Raw genomic sequence first — 20401 nt, forward strand, 5'->3', positions numbered from 1 at the left:
TAATTTTTGTGTTTTGGCTTTGGTGTTATTAATACCAAGTGGTCACAAATTGGGGATGCTTTCAGAATAATATTATCTATGTTCTTGCAATTAATAGACATTTCTTCACCTCAAAAGAAAACATGATGTTATTTCAATTTGATTGTGTCGGGTTTTATATACTCAAACAACTGTTTGTATTTACTAGATTTAATGGCTGTCCTTAATTTTATTTGTTTAGCTAAAGTGATTCCACCTTTTCTGTTGGGAAATAAGTTTCTTTTCTCTACCTCATCAGCAATGGTCTGAAAGGTGGCTGTTTTATCCGGCTGATTTAATAGAACAACAACTTCATGAAGTTTTAGTAGATTCTTCATATATTATAAAAGTTAATTTAATTGATGAAATTTTTTCAGAGCAGAATAAAAATAATCATCTAGATCAAATGTACAATGAAAAAGTAATGTGAAATTTGGCAAAGATTGAAACTCACTTCTCCATTTAGTGAATTTATTCACATCGTTTTCATTTTTAATTTTTGAAACAATTATTTCTGTATTATCTGAAATATTTAGCCCAGAAAATGATTCAATTTGAAATTTCCAGTTTGATATTTCAAAAGAATAAGGAATAATTTGTTTCTCTTGTTTGAACGTTGTTAAATCGAAGATTGACCAAACAACAAGATTAATCGTGTTTGGAATTGTTTTATTATTAAAAAAGACTAAATCTGCTTTAAAAAAAATAATTCTCTTGTTATTATATGACAAAACACCTCCTTCAACAAGTAATTCATTCAAATTTGATTGCAAGTCTGTACTTCCCAGAATGCGAGTTTTTCTTAATGTTGGGTTTTCATACAAATCGTTAATCAAGTATATAACAGAATATACTTTATGTATAAATGCGACACCCCCAATAGTTTTCTTTTCTCCATGTAATTTCCCATTTCTAATAGTACGTAAGATGGTTAAGATATCTTTATTCCAAATTTCAAAATAGTTATTTTCAAAAAACCAATCAATTAAGGCTACAAAAAGAATACTCTTAGATGATTTGTTATTAATTTCTTTATATCTTATTCTCATACATTTTTCAAGAGCAAAAATTGCTTGAGTTAATGCAAGATCAATGAATTGATACTCAAAATAACTATGTTTCAGCAATTTATCTACAAGCTTAATTTCAGTTTTAATGTCATCTGGAACTTGCTGTTTAAGGTAAATTGGTTCTAGTAATTTGTTTTGAAACGTGTCCAAATCACTTACTCCATTAAACACCTCCCATATTTCATCTTTTTTTAACATTTACAATTATACTTTTTATAAATTTTCTAACAAATTTACTAATTATACACAGAGACTAAAAATATTGGATTTAAATTAATAATGATGTTTTTTCAAATACTGGAATTTACTTTTAAATTTCTAAATTAAAATAACAATTCTATTTTCTTTTTCCGCAATGATTTTTAACCTATCTGTGGTAAGTGTTGGAAAAAAATTTCCAAGCATCTTCGGTCATATTAATTCTTAAATTTTATTTACACATCAATTGCCTATAATCATAAGTCATGCAACATTAAACTTTTGACTTGGGTTGCCCATAAATAACATAATAATTTCCAAGTCATTTTTACCATTTATGACCATCTTACCGTTATAATATTCTGTTACCCGAGTTTAGACCATGCAATAATTTAAAATATAAAAGAATACCCTGTTTTTGTAATGTTTCTGGAAAATTTTTTTGATATGAAAATTCTTTCGATATTTACCATTGCAAATTTCTGAAATAGATTTTTGTAAAGGTTTAACTAAAAATTCGAAAATATAGAAAACAAAAAAGGACAAATAGAAACTAAATAACAAAGCATCTCTTATTTATTTCGGTTGTAGAAAACTGGTAATTTTTTGACCTTACAGAAATAATAAGTAATGCTCACGTCAAAGGCGTGGGCTGAACTTATTTGTAAGGTCGGGATACCAGTCCCTCTACAACAAATATTGTTTCTGTTCCACGCCCTCTTTTTGTAGTAAAGGCTAATTGTTATGAAAAAACTATTTGTTTTATTTGTCACTTTGTTATCACTTTTTACAAATGTTATTGGGCAAGAAAAATATAAAGTAACATCTGCTACTCTTAACATTAGAGATTGCCCAAAAAAAGAATGTAACAAAGTCTTTGAACTAAGTTATGGGGATGAGGTTGAATTAATCGAAAAAACAACTGATGATTGGTATTTGATAAATTATTATGGAAAACAAGGTTATGTTTCCAGCGAATTTCTATCAAAATCAACACCAATCATTGAAAATGACAATGATTTACAAAAAGATTCTTATAACAAAAATACAATTAGCTTAATCATTATCGTTGGAATTACTTTAATTGCTATCATATTAGGTTTTATTTCAAGCAGCAAAACCTTTCATGTAATAAGCTTTACTTTATTATTCGTAATCATAGGACTTGTAGTTGGATTTTTCATTTTTGGAAAAGTTCCTTTTGTAAATGAGTATATTTCTTTAAAATTTCTAAATCCTTTGAGTAACTCTGCTGATGATGATGCCCTTTTTAAGATTTTTAGTTATGCTATTTTAGAACCAATTATTCAAAAAATTTATATAAGTGGAGCTGTTGGTGGCATTGTAGGACTTATAGTTGGACTTTTACAGAAGAACAAAACAAAAAATGAATAATTAACAAATCGAATTCCCTATTAAAAATTATTTCTCAGCAATTTTTTATATCTCTAAATTAAGTATTGGGTAACTTTTTTCTAGAAATAACAATTCTCATAAGACATGATTTTTTTTGTTTAAAATTTCTTGCGATATTTACCAATACAAAATTCTGTTTTGGTGTAAACTACATTCTTTTATTAATCATTATAACATTATAAAATAAAGAAAATACAGATTTAACTTACAATTTAGAAATTAAAGGAATTAAAACATGAAACTAATAGTATAAAATGCAACTTTCAGAATTCATAAGATTATACCCATTACGAGCAAAATCATTAGCTTGGTTTTTCGGTGCAGGCACCTCTGCTTCTGCAGGTATACCAACAGCAAGTGAACTGGTATGGGAGTTTAAACGCAAGATATATTGCTCTGAAGAAGGTTACCAAATTTCTTTATTTAACAACCTGAGTAATCCTGCAATTAGAAATCAGATCCAATCTTATTTTAATAGCAAAAATGAATATCCTAAAGAAAATTCTATAAAAGAATATTCTATTTATTTTGAAAAAGCATACCCCTCTGCTAGAGATAGAAGCGATTACTTAATGCAACAACTTCAAGGAATGCAAAATAGTTTTGGGCATAAGGTAATTGGTGTCTTAATGAAGAATGAGTTTATTAAATTAGTATTTACAACAAATTTTGATAAAGCTTTTGAAAATGCTGCCATCGACCAGTTAAAAACAATGGATAAATTTTTCGTTGCTTCTATTGATAATACCCTAACAGCAATTCAAAAATATCATTCAAATCTTCGACCATTTATTACTAAAATTCATGGAGATTATTTTTCTGAAAAATTAAAAAACACATCAGAGGAATTAAAACAACAAGACTTTCAACTTAGAGACATTCTATTTCATTCTTGTATTTCTAATGGATTAGCAGTTATGGGATATAGCGGTAGAGATGAATCTGTGATGGAAATTTTCAATAAAGCATTAGATCAAAGCACTAGCTTTCCAAATGGTATATTTTGGTTTATAAGAACTGGTTCTAATCCATTAAAAGAAGTTGTTGAATTTATTGACAAAGCTAAAAGTAAAAAAATACAGGCAGAGTTTGTAGAAATTGAAACATTTGACTCTGCTTGGGCTGAAATTGTAAAAGGGATTTCAGATTTGCCAGTAGAAGATATTTCAAAACTTAATACAAATTATTTCAAGCGTACAAATATTAAGCTACCCGATAAAGGAACTAAATATCCTGTAATTAGATTTAATGGAATTGAAATTGAAGAATTACCTTCAACTGCACGATTAATAAAATGTGATGCAGGAAACACAAAAGAAATTAAAGAACTAATACACAAAAGCAAAGCAGACCTTATCGCTATTAGAAAGCAATCTGGTATTGTTGGATTTGGTTCTGACGATGAATTTGAAAAAGTGTTTTCTACTTATGGACAAACTGAAAAAGATATATTTCAAATACCTGAATCAACAATAAATTATGATGATTCAACATTGAAAGGGTTGTTAACATATGGTTTATTAAAAGCACTTACTAACAACAAACCTCTAATAGACATAAAAAGAAGAAATCGATATTTGGTTATACCTGATCCCAAAATGATAAATGATCCATTTTTTGAACCATTAAAAAAGGTTTTAGAGACTCCATTAACAGGAATAATACCCAAAACAAGTATTAAGTGGATACATGCGATTGAAATTTGTTTGCAAAAGAAATTTTCTACCTCATTCTTGGTAATATCCCCTACAACGCTTGCAAGCAAAACAGACAATCAATTAGAACGACTAAAAATTGCTCCATTTATAAAGGAATGTACAGCAAAGTGGTTTAACAATAAATATTCTAACATACTTGATGTATGGCTTGATTTAATCTTTTTAGACAAAAAGGAAATAAATATTTCTGCATTTGGAAATGAATTAAAAGGCTTTAATGCTAATTATAAATTAAAACGTGAATCTGCATTCTCAAGAACAATTTAAATGGAATTTCCAGGATTAAATAAAATAGATGAACCAAGGTTAATGTTTGAGGCATTTACTTCAAATCCTTATCATATTCATCCCCTTAGGGGACTTGTTGAATTTGGCCCATACAGTCAGAAGCTAGCTCCAATTGATAAGATTAGAATAGGAGTTATATGCCCTTATAATTGTTTCCACATTGTTAATAATTTATTTTCCGAATTAAGTAAAAGTCATAATCCACAAGAAAGAATAAAGTATTTACCAGTTTTTAAAAGTTTTGAGCATATATTTAAAACTAAACTCGAACTACTTGACGAAAAACAATCTATACAAATTGATGGTTTAAAACTTCAAAATACAACAAACAAATCATATATAGTTTTAAGCCAAGAGTTAAGCAATGCAATAAATAGTATGGCTCAAAGGAAACAGGACTTTGATGTTCTTTTTGTTTATTTGCCAGAACAATGGCGAGAAGGATTTGAGGATATCGAAACTGGATTTGATCTTCATGACTTTTTAAAAGCAAAAACTGCAATCCTAAATATTCCAACACAAATATTAAGAGAAAGTAAAGTCATTAACTATAAATGTAGATGCAGCGTAATGTGGCGTTTAAGTATTGCTCTTTACGTTAAAGCAGGTGGTGTGCCTTGGAAACTTGGTTTCTTAGATGAGGAAACTGCATTTATCGGTTTAAGTTATTCAAGTCGATATAATCCCCAAACAGAACAGTTTGATTTTACTACTTGTTGTAGTCAGGTATTTGATTCTGATGGAACTGGACTAGAATTTATCGCTTATGATGCTGGAGAAATAGATTTTAGGGTTGGGGATAACCCATTCCTGACCAGAGCAGAAATGAGAAAAGTAATGTCAAAAAGTTTAAGTTTATACCAGAAAAGACACTCTGGTAGAGCACCTAAAAAATTAATAGTCCATAAAACAAGTTATTTTTCAAAAAATGAAATTGACGGTGCATTTGATGCAATTCCAAGTAATATAAAACTTGAACTTCTGCAAATTGTTGATCATTCAAATTGGAGAGGTATAAATTATATAAATGATACAGGCAAAACCGTTGTTGATAGAGGCCCAATTGAAAGAGGTACTTATGTTTCAACCGGAGCTAATGAAGTTATGCTTTGGACACAAGGAAATGTTTTTCTTGGTAATGAGAGGTTTTTTAAAGAAGGAAAAAACATTCCATCTCCATTAACTATAAAACGATTTGCTGGTGAAGGCGGATGGAACCAAAATTGTCTTGCAATTATGGGCTTAACAAAAATGAATTGGAATCATGATGCTTTATATGATAGGTTGCCGGTAACGTTGGGATATGCAAAAGTATTAGCCACAACAATAAAGAGAATGAATAATTTGGTCAACAAACCATATGAATTTAGATATTTCATGTGATTATTCTGCAAATTGTTCTTTTTGCCACAAGGTAAAATTTAGAAAATGCCATCGTAATGTATTTGTTGAATTGAATAATATCAAAAAAATTCTAATTTATGATTTAAACCAATTAATTACCTCATTAACAGTTAATCCTGCTTTTCAATTACCCAAAAGTATAAATAGTTAACTTATGTAAAAAAGTGAGTAATAATTGTAAAGCTCCGTTTGAATTTTATTCGGATCATTAGTTAGTACACCACCCACGACACATTGATAGTTTGGAAATAAACGCTTTGAGTACCACTGCAATTCCAATCCAAATGCAGTTCTCATTAAAGAATTTACATCGACACCTGTTGCCTCCAAACTAGGACTCATTTTGTTTGGATACTTACATCCAACATCTTTTTTTAAGTTGCAAGTTTTACATAACCGACACGAACCGTTTGCTAGTATTTTTATTTCTTCTTTATTAGATGAATTGTCACGTAAATTATCAAAAACTTTTTTTTGAATACTTTTAGAGACTGCATTTGCAATCCGCACTGAATTATATTGTTTCCTTAATGTATTCATTTGGACAATGACTGAGTTTACCACTATGTAATTAAATCCGGCAGAAATTTTCTGAAATGAAGGGCTTAATGGTGGACAAGAATATTTTAAATTATAGTTTTTGCAACCAATTTCACATAGTTTACTGCATTTTTCATAGTTTGTTACAACCACAGAAGATAGAAGAATACTAATTCTGGAATTAATTTGAAGTTTATTTTTAGGGGTATTATGAATGAATTTTATTTCAGTTTTGACAGAACTTTTATGCATTTCCATCACTTTCACTTTTTCAATTTCTTAAAAATAATAATATCTAACAAATCTAATTGTATATGTCAAAATCTGCATGCGCCCCAATTATTACATTATTTGAGTCGAGCTTATAGTTTGTAGACTTTATTTGTTCAAAAGAATCCTTTTTAGAGTCAAATCTAAATCTATAAACAAAGCTTTCATTTTCAAACTTAATTTTGTATTTCCATCTAAAAGTGAAATTTCTTTTAGCATCATCTTTAGCACTTCGTAAAATATGTTGGAAAAATCGAAATTTATGCTTTATTCTTTTTGTATATTCAGAACTATCCTTTTTGAAATCTTCATCATTATCTACTTGGAACAAGACTCTTAAAACGACATCTTCATCATTATCAAATTTAATCTCGTCTATAGAAATATTATACTTTCCGGTTTTACTAATTCTGTTTCGCATATCATCGAAACTCGGCCTATCCCATTCTTGTAATTCATCCGCCAAAATCAGTAAAAAAGAAATGTTTCTAATATCCAAATGATACAATTTTGGGCAAGTATGGCTAGTAATTGCTCTTAAAACTTCTCTTCTAATAAGAAACTGCCTAGAGTCTTCATAGCTCATTAATTCATTGGAATATGAAAAATCCGTTTCTAAAAAATATGTAAGTGTTTTGTATAACAATAATCCACTTAATACACCATGCTTATGATCTTCTAGGGATTTGGATATTTTATCTCTATATTTTGACTGAACAATTGTTTGCCCAATATGGTTATTCGTGAGGTCTTCAGGGGTTGGCCCTCCTTCTCGCCTAATCTTAGATGAGACAATATTTAAAAATTTTTCTACTAAAAAGTTATTAATGATATTGAAATTATAAGAAAACTCTTTAATGTCAAGGTTTCCAAAATGACTCAATATCTTTTTTAAATTTAGATTAATGTTTTTTGCCTTTTCGAGTGGGTAACCTAAATCATGACACAATGCTGTAATTGACCAAATTGAAAAGAATTCACTTTTAGTACAGAAAAAGCTTTTCTTATTCTCAGGTTTCTTTAGTATTTCTTGAAAGCTTTCTTTGAAATTTACTTGTTTTTTTTCTGTATCAAAGTTAACTAATTCTCCAGAATAGAATTTGTCAACAACAAAGAGCAAATCGTCCTGATTGAATTTTAAATAATTATTCTTTTCTAATAATATGTTAAGCCCAATTAACCATACATAAATCACATGATTAACATGGTCTCTGTAATTAGCATCAGAACCATAAAGAATTGATTCAAATTCAACAAAATCATCTATGTATTTGTCTAATTCGTCAATTCCATAAGAGCTAAATAATCTAACACTTTTTATCGTATTTAGAGAAAAGTTGCTTTCACTTGTCTTATAAGAAATCTTCTCCCTTAAATCGTTTAATTTTAATACAGTTAGACAATCAATAAGGATATCTTTCCAAAGTGCTTTAACTTTTTTAGCGTCTTTTCTGAATTCTTCGTGATCTATGAAATCCTTTATGTCAATAATAGTTTTTTCAAAAAGAAAAATCTTTAATTGATCTTCAATTTTGGTATATTTTCCACAGATCTCTTGAATGTTCTGTATACCTTCGTATGGCTTTTCTACAATTACTTTTTCTTTACACATTTTCGTAAAGAAGTTGCGCAGGACATGATTCACAGGATGATTCTTTAATGCTCTTTTTTAATTCGATAAGCTTCATGTTTTCCTTGTGCCAGATTTCTTGTAAGGTTTCAATATAAATATCACCCAAGATATAACTTTCATTATTGGGAGATTCTTTAAAGGCTTCGCAAGGAAAAACTTTTCCATCATATTTTATAATTAGCTTACCAGTTCCAGCATAACAGGGGGTTTTAAGTAAAAGTAAACTACTATATGGAATACCTACTCTTAATGAAAACTTATCGTCACAAATATCATTTTTTATGTTTTCTATAACATTAGGCAACATATGTTCTTTTGTGAAATTAAGAATGTTTTTATTTTCAGCTGCCCTACCTTGATAAACAATACGAAGTAAGCTAACTTGAGAGATTCCAATTGTTTTAAGAAATTTACAGGTTTTATATATTGTTCCTATGTTTAAGGCGTTTGGAACAATATGAACCTCCACTCTGAAGCCCTCTTGTAAACACTTCAAAATATTTTTATTGATGTTTTCTAGTGAAAAACAATCACTGGTATTTGTTAACGTGTTAAATATTTCACAATCAATCGATTGATAGTTGAAAACAAAAGATAGGTCTGACTGTCCAATTTTTTTTGCTTTTAGATCACTAAAAAAGGAATCAAAATCAGCATTACCCGAAGTATATACAACTGAGTTCAATTCATTTTCCTTATTAAATTTAAGAAACAATGTCAGGTCATTATAAAGCAATGGTTCTCCGCCTGAAATATTGATATTTGATGCACCATTGTTCTTAGAAAAAGTTGAAATCTCCTTCAGTTTTGATAATGGTATTTCATGTATACTATCACTTTTACTTAGTGATGAGCAGAAAATACAATTAGAATTACACTTCTGTGTAACCTCAACAGTTATTTCTTTTAAGGTGCTCAATTTAAAGCGATTGTGTTCAGGTCAATTATTGGTAGGGCAAATATAAGTAAGAGGATCTATTCCCATTCACTTCCTTATTGAAAGAAATGAACTAAATAGTGTTTATAACTTAAAGTCATTGTCTATTAGCATAATAAGATATCAACAGTGCCCAAATTTATTGGCAAATAGTTTTACTTCAGCAAATCGTAAACAAGCTATTATTTTAATTTATTTTCAAAAGTTATCCCCCTATTTATCCCCCCAACTAAAAAAGCCAAATATACTTCTCAGTAAATCTGGCTTTTTCGATTTTTCGGAGTACCCGGAGCCGGGGTCGAACCGGCACGAGTATGACCTCACTGGTGTTTGAGACCAGCGCGTCTACCAATTCCGCCATCCGGGCATCAATTTATAAGGGTTGCGAAGATATACAAATGTTTTATTCTTACAAAATTTCAAAATAATTCTTACTTCTCAGTAGCAAATTGGAGATTACCAACTGTTCTTCCCGGATATACCTTTAATGCCTGAGCAAGTACTTCCATTGAGTTTCGTAAATCTTCAATATTTAAAACATAAGCTAAGCGACATTCATTTTTCCCCATTGAAGGATTTGAATAAAATCCACTAGCAGGTGCCATCATAACAGTTTGTCCTTTATAGCTAAAACTGGTTAATAACCACTCACAAAACTTATCTGCATCATCAATAGGAAAAGAAGCAACAGCATAAAACGCACCTTTGGGCAATGGACAATAAACTCCAGGCATTTTATTTAATTCACCAACCATAAAATTACGTCGTTCAATATATTCATTGTATACTTCGGTAAAATATTCTTTTGGAGTTTCAATAGCAGCTTCGGCAGCAATTTGTCCATAACTTGGCGGACACAATCTTGCCTGAGCAAAATTCAAAGCCGCACGCATTACTTCACAATTATGACTTATCATTACTCCTATTCTTACACCGCACATGCTATAACGTTTAGAAACACTATCTAACAAAACTACATTTTGCTCCAGCCCTTTTAGGTTCATTGCAGAAAAATGTGTTTCACCATCATAACAGAATTCTCTGTAAACCTCATCGGCAAAAAGATACAAGTTGTATTTTTTTACAAGTACTGCTAATTTTTCGAGTTCCTCTTTTGAATACAAATAACCTGTTGGATTATTTGGATTGCATAACATTATTGCTTTTGTTTTGGGAGTAATAATTTTCTCAAAATCTTCAATAGCCGGTAAAGCAAAATCTTTTTTTATTGAAGAAACTATTGGTTTAACCACAACCCCGGCAGTTATTGCAAACCCATTATAATTTGCATAATAAGGCTCAGGGATAATTATTTCTTCACCAGGATTAACACAAACCATTAATGCAAAAAGTATTGCTTCGCTTCCTCCATTGGTCACTATTATCTCATTCTCGGTAATATTAATACCAACCCCCTGATAATACTTTGCCAGTTTTTTACGATAAGATATAAATCCTGCAGAATGGCTGTATTCTATAACTTTTAAATCAGCATTTCGAACTGCATCTAAAGCACATTCAGGAGTTTTAATATCAGGTTGACCAATATTTAAATGATATACCTTAGTTCCACGTGATTTTGCCTCTTCTGCAAATGGAACTAATTTACGTATAGGCGAAGCAGGCATAAGCTTCCCCTTTTCGGAAATAGTAAGCATAAATTAAATTTTTTAATGCTGTTCGTTAACTTTATTAATACTTGGAACAGTTTCGTCTTTTGTAGGAACTGTTTTTTCTTCTATAGCTTTTTCTACAGTACCTTTTATTGTAATGACGATTGGAGAATTTGAAGAGTTTGAAGTTACAGTTACGGTTTTCTGAAAAGGACCAACACGTGTAGTATTATATTTTACTTTTATAGCTCCGGTTCCATTTTTAACTATCGGATCTTTTGGCCAATCAGGAACAGTACATCCGCATGAAGCCTGACAGTTACTTATAATTAAAGGATTTTTTCCTGTATTCTTAAATTTAAAATCAACACTACCATCACCATTATATGGAATTGTGCCAAAATCATGCGTTGTCTTTTCAAACATTAAAAAAGCTGCATTTTTAGCTGCTTTTAGACTATCCTTATGTGTCATTGTCTGAGAAAAAGTTACTCCTGTAGAAATAACTGCAAAAAGAAAAATCAAAATAATTGATCTCATAACTTTATATTTTTAATTGAACATAAACTCGTGCGAAGTTACAGTATTTAAGACGAAATAATGAAATTTTAGTTGCTTCTTTTTTATACAAGAAACATACCTTAATTCTTATTAGCTGATATATTGAGATATGCAATTCTTAAATATCTTTAATTTTTATCATTACTAAGCATGTTTGGAACTTAGAAACATTAGTTACTATATATTAATGTGTAAAATGACAAACAATCTTTTTATCCGAAAGAAAATTTATATTTTTGCAACCATAGAAAAAGAATTGAGATGAAAGAAATTCCTGCAAAATATAATCCTGCGCTAACAGAGGACAAATGGTATTCATATTGGATGCAAAATGGTTTTTTCCGTTCAACACCAGATAATCGTGAAGCTTACACAATTGTAATCCCTCCGCCAAATGTTACCGGCGTTCTTCATATGGGTCACATGCTTAACAATACCTTACAGGATGTTCTTATTCGTCGTGCCAGAATGCTCGGTAAGAATGCTTGCTGGGTTCCCGGAACCGACCATGCATCTATTGCTACTGAGGCAAAAGTTGTAGCAAAATTAAAAGATCAGGGAATTGACAAAAATTCACTTACAAGAGAAGAATTTCTAAAACATGCATGGGAATGGAAAGAAAAACATGGAGGTATAATTTTAGAACAACTTAAAAAGCTTGGTGCATCATGCGATTGGGAACGCACAAGTTTTACAATGGATAAAACTCTTTCGGAAAGTGTTATAAAGGTTTTTATTGACCTATATAACAAAGGACTTATATACCGTGGAGTTAGAATGGTAAACTGGGATCCACAAGCTAAAACAGCAGTATCTGATGAAGAGGTAATTTACAAAGAAGAGCAATCTAATTTGTACTTTGTTAGATATAAAATTGAAAATTCTGAAGAATTTATAACAATAGCTACAACTCGTCCGGAAACTATACTTGGAGATACCGCTGTTTGTGTTCACCCCGAAGATGAAAGATATGCTCATTTAAAAGGTAAAAAAGTAATCATTCCTTTAGTGAATAGAGCAGTTCCTATAATCTTTGACAGTTATGTTGATCGCGAATTTGGTACTGGTGCTTTAAAAGTTACTCCTGCTCACGATATCAACGACTATGAACTTGGAATAAAATATAATTTAGAAACAATTGATATTTTTAATGATGACGGAACTTTAAGCGAAAAAGCCGGATTCTATATAGGGGTTGATCGTTTTGAAGCAAAAAAACTAATTGTTCCAGAATTGGAAAAACTTGGAAATCTTGTAAAAGTTGAAAAATATAACAATAAGCTTGGTTACTCTGAGCGCACCAATGCTGTAATCGAACCAAAACTTTCATTACAATGGTTTCTGAAAATGAAAGATCTTTCAGTTCCGGCTTTGGATAATGTTATGAATGATAATATCCAGCTAATTCCTGCAAAGTTTAAAAATACATACAAGCATTGGATGGAGAATGTTAAAGACTGGTGCATTAGTCGTCAGTTATGGTGGGGGCATAGAATACCGGCATGGTACATAAAAGATAGCCATGAATTTGTAATTGCAGAAGATGTTAATTCAGCACTAAAATTAGCAAAAGCAAAACATCCTGAAATAACTGCATCAGATTTAAAACAAGACGAAGATGTACTTGATACCTGGTTCTCATCATGGTTGTGGCCAATCTCAGTTTTTGACGGAATAAATAAGCCTAATAATCCTGATATTAAATATTATTATCCAACTAACGATTTAATCACTGCACCTGAAATTCTTTTCTTTTGGGTTGCCAGAATGATAATTGCAGGATATGAATACATCGGCGACAAACCTTTCAGTAACGTATATTTAACAGGTATTGTTCGTGATAAGCAGGGAAGAAAAATGTCAAAATCACTTGGTAATTCTCCAGACCCAATTGAATTAATGCAAAAATACGGAGCTGATGGTGTTCGTGTTGGCATGTTGTTATGTTCGCCTGCGGGAAACGATTTGCCATTTGACGAAAATCTTACAGAACAAGGTAGAAATTTCGGAAATAAAATATGGAATGCTTTCCGATTAATTAATCAATGGGAAGTTGACGATAAAGCAGAACAACCTGAACATTCAAAAATTGCAATAGAGTGGTTTAACTCTGTTTTAAATAAAGCCATAGAAAGTGTTGACGATAATTTTAATAAATATCGCATCTCAGAAGCATTAATGGAAATATACAAACTATTCTGGGACGAGTTTTCTTCATGGTATTTAGAAATTATTAAACCTGCATATCAGCAACCAATTGATGGAGCTACTTTAAAATCGAGCATTGAATTTTTCGATAAACTTTTAAAATTGTTACACCCGTTTATGCCATTTATTACCGAAGAAATATGGCAAATAATTGAGACCCGTAACAACGGTGAAAGTATTATGATAACTCAGATGCCAAAATGCGAAAAATATAATGAACAACTTTTAAATGATTTTGAGAATTTAAAAGAACTTACTGCAAATGTTCGTACAATTCGCACCGAAAGAGGATTTCCGATGAAAGAGGCTATTGAACTTTATTTAAAATCAAATGGTGAGGAAAATAAGACAAATTTAAATTCTGTAATCTCAAAACTCTGTAATTTAAAAAGCATAATTGAAACTTCTGAAGAAATTGAAAACTCTGCAACATTTCATGTTAAAACTATAGAATATTTTATTCCTATTGGAACAAAATTAAATATTGAAGATGAAATTAATAAATTACAACAAGAACTTGATTATCTTCGTGGTTTCTTACTTTCTGTAAATAATAAATTAGCTAACGAAAAATTTGTAAATCATGCCCCTGAACAAGTTGTGAAGATTGAACTTGCAAAGAAATCGGATGCTGAAATAAAAATTAAATCACTTGAAAACCAAATACAATCGCTAACAAATAAATAAGAATTTATATGAAAAAAAATCTTTTTATTCTGACGTTAATCTCTGCAGCTTTCTTTTTTTCCTGCAGTAATTCTGAAACAAATACTGAATCTTTAACAAATGATTCAACTGTCGTTTCTTCAACACCTAAAACTGAATTAAAAGTAACCAAACAATTTGTAACAAATCAGGATGGTACTGTACAAGAAAATGCAGTTGCTGCAACAATCAGTTATAACGAAAAAGAAGTTTCAGTAAACTTCACCGACAGTGTTGAAAAATCATTTACAGTAACAGTTATTTCTTTAGAGAAAAAAGTTGAAGGAACTACTATGAAAGTAACAGATGGTAAATATTTTGAGGTATTTGTTTCTTCAGGTTCCCAACCTCAGATTACTTTCTCTTCTGACAGAGGTTACGGGAATATGACATTTATGTAAGAAATTACACTTTCTTTTTTTATAAAATTATTATTTCCGAAAGTTTGCAAAGGCTTATACTTTGTAAATTTTCGGAAATTTATTTTAAATTATTTTCAAATTCCCTATCACATTTTTCTTACTATCTTTGTGAATATTCTTACTATTATTAAATTTTAATCATGAGCGAAAAAAAGATAGTTGTTGGCATTACACATGGCGATATTAATGGCATTGGATACGAAATTATTATAAAATGTTTAAGCGATGTTAAAATCACAGAAATCTGTACTCCAATAGTATACGGATCTTCAAAAGTTGCATCTTATCATCGTAAAGCTTTAAATATTGAGAACTTCAGCTTTAACCAAATTAGAAATGCAAGCGAAGCGAATCCTAAAAGAGCAAATATTATAAATTGTACCGACGAAGAAGTAAAAGTAGATCCGGGAAAATCAACACCCGAAAGTGGTAAAGCAGCTTTCGATGCCCTTCAGCGAGCAGTAAGCGATTTACAAAAAGGAGAAATTGATGTACTTGTTACAGCACCAATAAATAAAGAAAGCATACAATCAAAAGATTTTAAATTTCCTGGTCATACCGAGTATTTTCAGCAAAAATGGCAAAGCGAAAATGTTTTAATGTTTATGGTAAGCGATAAAATGAAAATTGGTGTAGTAACCGGTCATATACCTATTTCAGAAGTTTCTAAAAACATAAGTGCAAAAAAAATCATCGAAAAATTAAGAATAATAAATCGCTCACTTATTGAAGATTTTGGTATCCGTCGCCCTAGAATTGCTGTTCTTGGGTTAAATCCTCATTCAGGTGATAACGGTTTAATCGGAAATGAAGAACAAACTGAAATTATTCCGGCACTAAAAACTGCCCGCGACGAAAAAATTATGGCTTTAGGACCCTATCCGGCTGATGGTTTTTTCAGTTCTGGAAATTATATGAAATTCGATGCTGTTCTTGCAATGTATCACGATCAAGGGCTAATTCCATTTAAGTCATTAGCTTCTGATGACGGTGTGAATTTTACAGCAGGTCTGCCAATTGTACGCACTTCCCCTGCACACGGTACGGCATATGATATTGTAGATAAAAATCTGGCTACACCAGATTCATTCAGAAAAGCACTTTATATGGCATGCGATATTTTCAGAAAACGAATTGAATACCGCAATTTAACTGCCAATCCACTTGTAGTTCAGGATAATGGCAATTGTCAATAAGACTTTACATTTATAATGTTAAACCACAATTTTTTGTTACTTTAGCAAGTTTTTTAGACTTTCTAACTTTGTATTATGTACGAATATATTAGCGGAAAACTTACTGAAATTACACCAGCCTATGCAGTAGTTGAAAATACTGGCATTGGCTACATTATTAATATTTCACTAAACACATATTCTAAAATAAACGGTAGCGATAATTGTCTTTTATATCTTCACCACGTTGTTCGCGAAGATGCTCAGCTTTTTTTCGGGTTTAGTACCAGACAGGAACGAGAATTATTCCGTCAGTTAATTTCTGTTAGCGGAGTCGGCCCAAATACAGCAAGAATGATGCTTTCGTCATTAAGTGCAGAAGAGATTCAAAGAGCAATAATGGGCGCTAATATATTATTACTTAAAGGCATAAAAGGGATAGGTCAAAAAACAGCAGAAAGAATTATTGTTGATTTACGCGATAAAATTGCAAAAGTTGGTGGTCAGGAAGAAATTTTTAAAGGCGCACACAATACAATGAGAGAAGAAGCGTTATCTGCACTGTTAATGTTAGGATTTGCCAGAAATGTTTCGGAAAAAGCACTTGATAAATTATTATTGGATAAAGCAGGAATGTCTGCCGAAGAGCTTGTAAAACAGGCATTAAAGCAATTATAAACATCTATTAAGAAGAATTGAAGAGTGTATTTATAAATATCGTTTTTTTTGCAGCCTTGGCTTCAGTTTGGCCTTTTGTAATGCTAAGTCCGGTTACAAAAAAGCACAATCCGTTAAATACTGAAATATATTCTGCCCCACCCGATACAGGGAAAAAAGATACAACAGTAATTCTTCCATTTCCATTTAACGATCAGGGAAATAAATCGGGAACAAATGAAGGTTACGAATCAGGTATGTATCTTCACAAACCGGCTAACATTACTACCAATACAGAATATGATCCAGAGACCAATGAATACCAAATCAACGAAAATATTGGAAATTTAAAATACAGAAGTCCTGAATCAATGTCTTTTGAGGATTATCAGAAAGAAGACTTTAACAGAGCAGTAAGAAATTATTGGAGACAGAGATTTAAAGGTGAAAATTTTGACAATCAAAAACCTCTTGTTCCACAAATCAGAGTACCAGGTGATATATTCAATACTATTTTTGGAAGCAGCACTATTGATATAAAACCACAAGGTTCTGCAGAATTAATTTTTGGACTTAATACTCAAAGAACTGACAACCCACAGTTGCCTGTAAAACAGAGAAAAGTTACAACTTTTGATTTTCAGGAAAAAATTCAGATGAATGTTACCGGTCAGATAGGTGACAAATTAAAACTTAGTACCAGCTACAATACAGAAGCATCATTTGAATTTGAAAATAAAATGAAACTTGCTTATGAAGGTAAAGACGATGAAATTATCCGAAAAATTGAAGCAGGTAATGTAAGCTTACCTTTAACAGGGTCGCTGATTAATGGTAGTTACAGTTTGTTTGGAATAAAAACCGAATTGCAGTTTGGTAAATTAACAGTTACAAATATTTTCTCGCAACAAAAAGGAAAATCACAGGTTGTTGAAGTACAGGGCGGTGCCCAAATTAGTAATTTTGAAGTCTACGCTGACCAGTATGAAGCAAATCGCCACTTTTTTCTTGGACAATATTTTTATGATAACTACGATAACTTTTTAGCAAATCTTCCGCTTATTAATTCAGGGATAAATATCAGCAGGATAGAAGTTTGGGTAACAAATAAAAGTGGAAACTACACTGATGCCCGAAATGTTGTTGCATTTACCGATTTGGGTGAAGGAATGGGAACGGATGGAATACCTAATATTTATAGCCAGAATGTTTCTTTAACTCCAGGTTATCAATATCCTTATCCTGCAGATACAATAAATTCACTTAACCATGTTGAAGGCACATATCCTGATATAAGAACCCTTTCAAGTGTTACAAGTGCATTAAATGGAATTTTTACACCTGGAACTGATTATAATGCAACTGAGTCAATGAGAATGCTTAGCCCTTCTGAATATACTATTTACCCTACATTAGGATATATTTCTCTTAATTCAGCATTAAATTCCGACGAGGTTTTAGCCGTAGCTTACGAATATACTGTTGGTGGTAGGAATTTTAAGGTTGGTGAGTTCTCAAATACTATTGCTTCACCAAACGCACTTATTTTAAAACTTATTAAAGGAACATCTCTCACTCCTCAAAACCCTATGTGGGATTTGATGATGAAAAATATTTACTCAATTGGTGCATATCAGGTTAATAGCGAAGATTTTAAATTGGATGTTATGTACCAAAACGATAAAACCGGTACTGCCATTACATGGGTTCCGGTTGGCGTACTGGATCGTATACCTCTTATTCAGGTTCTTAACCTCGACAGATTGAATTCTCAGCTTGACCCTTATTCAGATAATCGTTTCGACTTTATTGATAAAGTAACCATTAATTCTTCTAATGGAAGGGTTATTTTTCCTGTAAAAGAACCATTTGGAAGTTATTTATATGATAAAATGGTAGCCAATGACCCAACACAGGCAACGCTAGCAGAGCAATATTCATATAAAGAACTATACGATTCTACACAAAGTAAAGCAAGACAGATTGCAGAAAAAAATAAATTCTTCATGAAAGGAAGTTATAAATCTGCATCAGGTTCAGATATTGCTTTAAATGCTATGAACATTCCTCAGGGTTCTGTTAAGGTTACTGCAGGTGGTCAAATTTTAGTTGAGAATCAGGATTATACTGTTGATTATACTTTAGGTCGTGTAAAAATTATTAATCAGGGATTATTACAATCCGGTACGCCTATTAAAATATCGCTCGAAAGTCAGTCTTTATTTAATATACAAAGCAAAACCTTAATGGGAATGCACTTAAATTATCAGGTAAATAAAGACTTTAGTGTTGGTGGTACCATACTTAATCTTACAGAAAGACCACTTACCCAAAAAGTGGGTATTGGCGATGAGCCTATTTCAAATACAATTTGGGGCATTGACGGTACATATAGAACAGAATCAAGATTTTTAACAAAACTGGTCGATAAACTCCCGTTTTTAGAAACAAAAGCACCTTCAAATTTTATGGTAACAGGTGAATTTGCTCACTTAATACCTGGTCACAGTAAAGCTATCGCAAAAACAGGAATTTCTTATATTGATGATTTTGAGGGAAGTAAATCATCAATTGATTTGCGCTCAGTTGGCTCATGGGTTCTGGCTAGTACCCCACAAGGACAGACAGGGCTTTTTCCTGAAGGAAATGCCGTAAATGATCTTTCATTTGGTTTTAACCGTGCAAAAACTGCATGGTACGTTATTGATCCTTCTGTATTTTATCGCTCAAGTAGCGTAACTCCATCAAATCTTGGTAACGATTTAAAAAATCATCTTACACGTGAAGTTTACGAAAAAGAAATTTGGCCTAACAAACAGCAACAAAACGGAGTTCCATCATATATTCCGATTTTAAACTTTGCATATTACCCTGAAGAAAAAGGTCCATATAATTACGATTATTTAAATATCTCTACTGACGGCAAATTGTTAAACCCAACAAAACGTTGGGGTGGTATAATGCGAAGGATTGAAAGTAACGACTTTGAATCGGCTAATATCGAATTTGTAGAATTTTGGTTAATGGATCCTTTTGTTTACGATACATTACACACTGGAGGTAATCTTTATTTTAACCTTGGAGACATTTCTGAAGATGTTCTGCGCGATGGTAGAAAATCATTTGAAAACGGATTACCAACTACGTCAACAGTAGCTTTAGTTGACACAACATTCTGGGGAAGAGTTCCGGTTATTCAGTCTGTTGTTAACGCATTTGATAATCAGGTTGACTCCAGACCATTTCAGGATGTTGGACTTGATGGACTTTCAAATGTATCCGAAAATTCATTTTTCAGAGGCTCCAATCCATTGTCACCGATAGGGTATGTAGCCTATCTTGATTCTATGGAACTAAAATATCCAGGCTCTGTTGCATTGCAAAATGCACTGAATGACCCTTCAAGCGACGACTACCATTTTTATAGAGGAAGTGATTACGACCAACAAGCATATTTCGGTATTCTTGATAGATATAAGAATTACAATGGTGTAGAAAAAAACAGTTTGCCAACTGAACTTTCTCCTGAAAGTTATCCCAATGCATCTACCACTCAACCTAACACAGA

At 31.5% G+C, this 20401-nt stretch carries 15 protein-coding genes and 1 tRNA gene; 8 read left to right on the forward strand and 8 right to left on the reverse strand.

Annotated features, from left to right (window positions below; all coding sequences use genetic code 11):
- Window positions 1–128: 128 nt before the first annotated feature.
- Both HY951_15375 and HY951_15380 read right to left on the reverse strand, forming a co-directional pair.
- Window positions 129–356: a hypothetical protein gene (locus HY951_15375; GenBank protein MBI5541445.1), complete on the reverse strand. Its 228-nt coding sequence runs from the start codon at window positions 354–356 to the stop codon at window positions 129–131.
- Window positions 357–368: 12 nt separating this feature from the next.
- Window positions 369–1286, reverse strand: a complete 918-nt coding sequence (locus HY951_15380) for a hypothetical protein (GenBank protein MBI5541446.1) — start codon at window positions 1284–1286, stop codon at window positions 369–371.
- Between the two features lie 744 nt (window positions 1287–2030).
- On the opposite strand from HY951_15380, the gene HY951_15385 reads away from it, so the two are divergent.
- The 3 genes from HY951_15385 to HY951_15395 all read left to right on the forward strand — a co-directional run bounded on the left by HY951_15385 (window position 2031) and on the right by HY951_15395 (window position 6091).
- Window positions 2031–2681, forward strand: coding sequence for an SH3 domain-containing protein (locus HY951_15385; protein ID MBI5541447.1), 651 nt, complete (start codon window positions 2031–2033; stop codon window positions 2679–2681).
- 275 nt (window positions 2682–2956) lie between these two features.
- Window positions 2957–4687, forward strand: coding sequence for an SIR2 family protein (locus tag HY951_15390; protein ID MBI5541448.1), 1731 nt, complete (start codon window positions 2957–2959; stop codon window positions 4685–4687).
- Window positions 4688–6091: a hypothetical protein gene (locus tag HY951_15395; protein ID MBI5541449.1), complete on the forward strand. Its 1404-nt coding sequence runs from the start codon at window positions 4688–4690 to the stop codon at window positions 6089–6091. It begins immediately after the preceding gene.
- 168 nt (window positions 6092–6259) lie between these two features.
- On the opposite strand, the gene HY951_15400 is transcribed toward HY951_15395, so the two are convergent.
- The 6 genes from HY951_15400 to HY951_15425 all read right to left on the reverse strand — a co-directional run bounded on the left by HY951_15400 (window position 6260) and on the right by HY951_15425 (window position 11645).
- Window positions 6260–6910, reverse strand: a complete 651-nt coding sequence (locus HY951_15400; GenBank protein MBI5541450.1) for a hypothetical protein — start codon at window positions 6908–6910, stop codon at window positions 6260–6262.
- 46 nt (window positions 6911–6956) lie between these two features.
- Window positions 6957–8534, reverse strand: coding sequence for a hypothetical protein (locus HY951_15405; GenBank protein MBI5541451.1), 1578 nt, complete (start codon window positions 8532–8534; stop codon window positions 6957–6959).
- On the reverse strand, window positions 8527–9474 hold the full coding sequence (locus HY951_15410; GenBank protein ID MBI5541452.1) for a radical SAM protein: 948 nt from the start codon (window positions 9472–9474) through the stop codon (window positions 8527–8529). The genes HY951_15405 and HY951_15410 overlap by 8 nt, the downstream gene beginning before the upstream one ends.
- Window positions 9475–9775: 301 nt before the next feature.
- Window positions 9776–9859: transfer RNA gene (locus tag HY951_15415), tRNA-Leu, on the reverse strand.
- Between the two features lie 64 nt (window positions 9860–9923).
- A complete protein-coding gene (locus HY951_15420; protein ID MBI5541453.1) occupies window positions 9924–11150 on the reverse strand; it encodes a pyridoxal phosphate-dependent aminotransferase in 1227 nt (408 codons plus the stop codon).
- A gap of 12 nt (window positions 11151–11162) precedes the next feature.
- Entirely contained in the window at window positions 11163–11645 is a 483-nt protein-coding gene (locus HY951_15425) for a DUF1573 domain-containing protein (GenBank protein MBI5541454.1), read from the reverse strand.
- A gap of 282 nt (window positions 11646–11927) precedes the next feature.
- On the opposite strand from HY951_15425, the gene HY951_15430 reads away from it, so the two are divergent.
- The 5 genes from HY951_15430 to sprA all read left to right on the forward strand — a co-directional run.
- Window positions 11928–14561, forward strand: a complete 2634-nt coding sequence (locus tag HY951_15430) for a valine--tRNA ligase (protein ID MBI5541455.1) — start codon at window positions 11928–11930, stop codon at window positions 14559–14561.
- A gap of 8 nt (window positions 14562–14569) precedes the next feature.
- Window positions 14570–14980 carry a hypothetical protein gene (locus HY951_15435; protein ID MBI5541456.1) on the forward strand — a complete coding sequence of 137 codons (411 nt, stop codon included), beginning with the start codon at window positions 14570–14572 and terminating at the stop codon, window positions 14978–14980.
- A gap of 161 nt (window positions 14981–15141) precedes the next feature.
- Window positions 15142–16197, forward strand: a complete 1056-nt coding sequence (gene pdxA, locus HY951_15440) for a 4-hydroxythreonine-4-phosphate dehydrogenase PdxA (protein ID MBI5541457.1) — start codon at window positions 15142–15144, stop codon at window positions 16195–16197.
- A gap of 75 nt (window positions 16198–16272) precedes the next feature.
- Complete coding sequence (gene ruvA / locus HY951_15445; protein ID MBI5541458.1) at window positions 16273–16854, forward strand: Holliday junction branch migration protein RuvA; 582 nt, start codon at window positions 16273–16275, stop codon at window positions 16852–16854.
- 17 nt (window positions 16855–16871) lie between these two features.
- On the forward strand, window positions 16872–20401 hold a 3530-nt coding region (gene sprA, locus HY951_15450), incomplete at its 3' end, for a cell surface protein SprA (protein ID MBI5541459.1).

Source organism: Bacteroidia bacterium (genome assembly GCA_016218155.1).
In the GTDB taxonomy this organism is placed as follows: Bacteria; Bacteroidota; Bacteroidia; order Bacteroidales; family GWA2-32-17; genus GWA2-32-17.

Bases quoted from the DNA above. Each gene is read 5' to 3' on its own strand.
- HY951_15375 (MBI5541445.1), bottom strand. From the start codon at position 356: ATGAAGAATCTACTAAAACTTCATGAAGTTGTTGTTCTATTAAATCAG.
- HY951_15380 (MBI5541446.1), bottom strand. From the start codon at position 1,286: ATGTTAAAAAAAGATGAAATATGGGAGGTGTTTAATGGAGTAAGTGAT.
- HY951_15385 (MBI5541447.1), top strand. From the start codon at position 2,031: ATGAAAAAACTATTTGTTTTATTTGTCACTTTGTTATCACTTTTTACA.
- HY951_15390 (MBI5541448.1), top strand. From the start codon at position 2,957: ATGCAACTTTCAGAATTCATAAGATTATACCCATTACGAGCAAAATCA.
- HY951_15395 (MBI5541449.1), top strand. From the start codon at position 4,688: ATGGAATTTCCAGGATTAAATAAAATAGATGAACCAAGGTTAATGTTT.
- HY951_15400 (MBI5541450.1), bottom strand. From the start codon at position 6,910: ATGGAAATGCATAAAAGTTCTGTCAAAACTGAAATAAAATTCATTCAT.
- HY951_15405 (MBI5541451.1), bottom strand. From the start codon at position 8,534: ATGTGTAAAGAAAAAGTAATTGTAGAAAAGCCATACGAAGGTATACAG.
- HY951_15420 (MBI5541453.1), bottom strand. From the start codon at position 11,150: ATGCTTACTATTTCCGAAAAGGGGAAGCTTATGCCTGCTTCGCCTATA.
- HY951_15425 (MBI5541454.1), bottom strand. From the start codon at position 11,645: ATGAGATCAATTATTTTGATTTTTCTTTTTGCAGTTATTTCTACAGGA.
- HY951_15430 (MBI5541455.1), top strand. From the start codon at position 11,928: ATGAAAGAAATTCCTGCAAAATATAATCCTGCGCTAACAGAGGACAAA.
- HY951_15435 (MBI5541456.1), top strand. From the start codon at position 14,570: ATGAAAAAAAATCTTTTTATTCTGACGTTAATCTCTGCAGCTTTCTTT.
- pdxA (MBI5541457.1), top strand. From the start codon at position 15,142: ATGAGCGAAAAAAAGATAGTTGTTGGCATTACACATGGCGATATTAAT.
- ruvA (MBI5541458.1), top strand. From the start codon at position 16,273: ATGTACGAATATATTAGCGGAAAACTTACTGAAATTACACCAGCCTAT.